Source organism: Plasticicumulans sp., assembly GCF_035331805.1.
GTDB lineage: Bacteria > Pseudomonadota > Gammaproteobacteria > Competibacterales > Competibacteraceae > Plasticicumulans.
On record NZ_DAOLKE010000401.1, the window covers coordinates 1 to 2,970 of the forward strand.

The window sequence follows — 2,970 nt, forward strand, 5'->3', positions numbered from 1 at the left end:
CACGGCGTCGGCCCGCAGCGTGCCGGCCGACGAAGCCGTGGTCCCGGGGCTGCGCGCCACCGGCGATCTGGCGCTGATCGTCGAGCGCGCCGCCGGGCGCGTCGCGCTCGCCGAGACCAGCGGGCGCACGCTGCTCGGGCGCATCGACGGCCTTGGCGATCTGTCCCATGCCGCGCTCGTCTATTCGCGCGACCAGCGTTACGCGTTCGTGTTCGGCCGCGACGGCGGCCTGAGCAAGGTCGATCTGCTGACGCAGCGTGTCGTCGGGCGCGTCGTGCAGTCCGGCAATTCGATCGGCGGCGCCATCTCGCAGGACGGCCGCCATGTCGCGGTCGCCAACTACGAACCCGGCGGCATCCGCATCTTCGATGCCGCGACGCTCGCGCCGCTCGCCGACGTGCCGGCCGGATACGGCGAAAACGGCGCGCGCGCCAAGGTGGTCGGCATCGCCGACGTACCGGGCGGCGGCTTCATCTATTCGCTGTTCGAGGCCGGCGAGATTCGCCTGACCACGCTCGATGCCGACGGCCGCGCGCAGACGCGGCGCTGGAGCGCCGGCCTGCAGCCCTACGACGGCCTGATCTCGCCCGACGGCCGCTGGTACGTCGCCGGGCTGTTCGGCGAGCCGGGGCTGGCGGTGCTCGATCTCTGGCACCCGGAGGCCGGCGTGCGCAAGGTGCTGCAGCAGTACGGGCGCGATGACCCGAAGCTGCCGGTCTACAAGATGCCGCACCTGCGCGGCTGGGCGATCGCCGGGCGGCTGGCCTTCCTGCCGGCGATCGGTCATCACGAGCTGGTCGTCGTCGATACCGACACCTGGAGCGAGCGCGCGCGCATCCCGGTGCGCGGCCAGCCGGTGTTTGCGATGGCGCGGCCCGATGGCCGGCAGGTGTGGGTGAACTTCGCGCATCCGGACAACGGCGCGCTGCAGGTCGTCGATGTCGAGACGCTCGCCGTCATCGACACGCTCGAACCGGGCAAAGCTGTGCTGCATCTGGAGTTCACGCCGCGCGGCGAGCAGGTCTGGGTGTCGGCGCGCGACAGCGGCGAGGTGCTGGTCTACGACACGCAGCGCCGCACCGTGCTCGCGCGCCTGCCGGCCGACAGCCCGAGCGGCATCTTCATGACCGCGCGCAGCGCGCGCATCGGCATGTGAACGGAGACCGCCGCGATGCCTGCCGCCTTCCCTGCCGCCCCCTCTGCCAGCTTCACGCTCGATGCGCTCGACTGGCGCCTGCTCGATGAATTCCAGCGCGACTTCCCGCTCGACGCGCAACCCTGGGCGCGCATCGGCGAACGGCTCGGGCTCGGCGCCGATGCCGTGCTCGCGCGGCTGACGCGGCTGCAGGCGCTCGGCTGCATCGCCCGCGTCGGGCCGGTGTTCGCGCCGAAGCGCGCCGGCGCCAGCCTGCTCGCCGCCCTCGCCGTGGCGCCGCAACGCCTCGCCGAGGTCGCCGCCATCGTCAGCGCCCAGCCCGAGGTCAACCACAACTACGAACGCGAGCCGGCCGGCCTCGACTTCAACCTGTGGTTCGTGCTGACCGCAGCCGATGCCGACGCGCTCGATGCCGCCATCGCCCGCATCGAGTCCGCGACCGGGCTGACGGTGATGCGCCTGCCGCTGGAGCGCGAATACCACATCGACCTCGGCTTCCGGCTGCACGGAGGCCGGCCATGAATCCGCCGCAGCTCCCGGAGGCCTCGCGCGCCGCCCCGGCCGGAGCGTGGCGTCAGGCGCTGATCGCCGCCGTGCAGGACGGCCTGCCACTGGTGCCGGAACCGTTCGCAGCGCTCGCCGAAACGCTCGGCTGCGACGAGGCCGAGGTGCGCGAGGGCCTCGCCGCGCTGCTCGCCGACGGCACCGTGCGCCGGCTCGGCGTCGTCGTGCGCCATCGCGAACTCGGCTTCGCGGCCAACGCCATGGTGGTCTGGGACGTGCCGGACGCGCGCGTCGATGCACTCGGCGCGCAACTCGCCGCCGAGCCGGCGGTGACGCTCTGCTACCGCCGCCCGCGCGTGCCGCCGCACTGGCCGTACAACCTGTTCTGCATGATCCACGGGCACGACCGCGCCGCCGTGCTCGCGGAACTGGCGGCGATCGTCGGGCGCCACGGCCTCGGCGAGCTGCCGCACCGGCCGCTGTTCAGCCGCCAGCGCTTCAAGCAGCGCGGCGCGCGCTACCTCGACCGCGGAGCCCCGTCATGAGCCGGCCCGCCGCCACGCGGCCTGCGCTCGATGCCGCCGATCGCGCGCTGATCAACCGCCTGCAGCGCGGCCTGCCGCTGGTCGATGCGCCGTATGCGGCGGTCGGGGCCGAACTCGGCCTGAGCGAGGCCGAGGTACTGCAGCGGCTGCAAAGCCTGCTTGATCGGCGCGTGCTGACGCGCTTCGGGCCGCTGTTTCATGCCGAGCGGCTCGGCGGCGCGCTGCTGCTTGCAGCCCTCGCGGTGCCGCAGGCCGACTTCGAGCGCATCGCCGCCCTCGTCAACGCCTTCCCCGAGGTCGCGCACAACTACGAACGCGAGCATGCGCTGAACATGTGGTTCGTGCTCGCCACCGCAACGCCGGCCGCCCTCGAAGCCGCGATCCTCGGCATCGAGGCCGCCACCGGCCTGCCGGTCCACCGTTTTCCGAAACTCGAAGAGTTCTACGTCGGCCTGTACCTGCCGGCGTGAACCGCAGCCCCGCGCTGGGAGCCCCCCGATGCAAGCGATTCCGTATACCGATGCCCGCAACCAGCTCGCCCGCCTGCTCGATCGCGTCACGCGCGAGCACCAGCCGGTGCTGATCACCCGGCGCAAGGGCGAACCGGCGGTGCTGATCGCGCTCGCCGACTTCGAGCACTGGCGCCACGAGCACTACCTGCTGCGCCGCCCCGACGAGGCCCGCCGCCTGCTCGACACCCTCGACGAGATCCGCGACGGCCGGCACGGCGAGCCGCAGGACCCGCCGCAGGACGGCATCGACCGC

Annotated in this window: 5 protein-coding genes; all 5 read left to right on the top strand. The window is 72.9% G+C overall.

The features are described 5' to 3' along the window. The first annotated feature begins 19 nt into the window (after positions 1-19). Complete coding sequence (locus PKE44_RS17495; RefSeq protein ID WP_324553832.1) at positions 20-1,156, top strand: cytochrome D1 domain-containing protein; 1,137 nt, start codon at positions 20-22, stop codon at positions 1,154-1,156. A 15-nt stretch (positions 1,157-1,171) separates the two neighbouring features. Beyond that, entirely contained in the window at positions 1,172-1,678 is a 507-nt protein-coding gene (locus PKE44_RS17500) for an AsnC family transcriptional regulator (protein ID WP_324553824.1), read from the top strand. Next, positions 1,675-2,205 carry an AsnC family protein gene (locus PKE44_RS17505; protein ID WP_324553826.1) on the top strand — a complete coding sequence of 177 codons (531 nt, stop codon included), beginning with the start codon at positions 1,675-1,677 and terminating at the stop codon, positions 2,203-2,205. Before PKE44_RS17500 ends, PKE44_RS17505 begins: the two co-directional genes overlap by 4 nt. After that, positions 2,202-2,675 (top strand): AsnC family transcriptional regulator, encoded by a 474-nt coding sequence (locus PKE44_RS17510; protein ID WP_324553828.1) that lies wholly within the window; start codon positions 2,202-2,204, stop codon positions 2,673-2,675. Before PKE44_RS17505 ends, PKE44_RS17510 begins: the two co-directional genes overlap by 4 nt. A gap of 28 nt (positions 2,676-2,703) precedes the next feature. Beyond that, positions 2,704-2,970, top strand: a 267-nt coding sequence (locus tag PKE44_RS17515; RefSeq protein WP_324553830.1) for a type II toxin-antitoxin system prevent-host-death family antitoxin, incomplete at its 3' end; no start/stop codon positions are given.

What these genes read in the sequence shown, in the direction of transcription:
- PKE44_RS17500 (WP_324553824.1), top strand. Translation starts at nt 1,172, where the DNA reads ATGCCTGCCGCCTTCCCTGCCGCCCCCTCTGCCAGCTTCACGCTCGAT.
- PKE44_RS17505 (WP_324553826.1), top strand. Translation starts at nt 1,675, where the DNA reads ATGAATCCGCCGCAGCTCCCGGAGGCCTCGCGCGCCGCCCCGGCCGGA.
- PKE44_RS17510 (WP_324553828.1), top strand. Translation starts at nt 2,202, where the DNA reads ATGAGCCGGCCCGCCGCCACGCGGCCTGCGCTCGATGCCGCCGATCGC.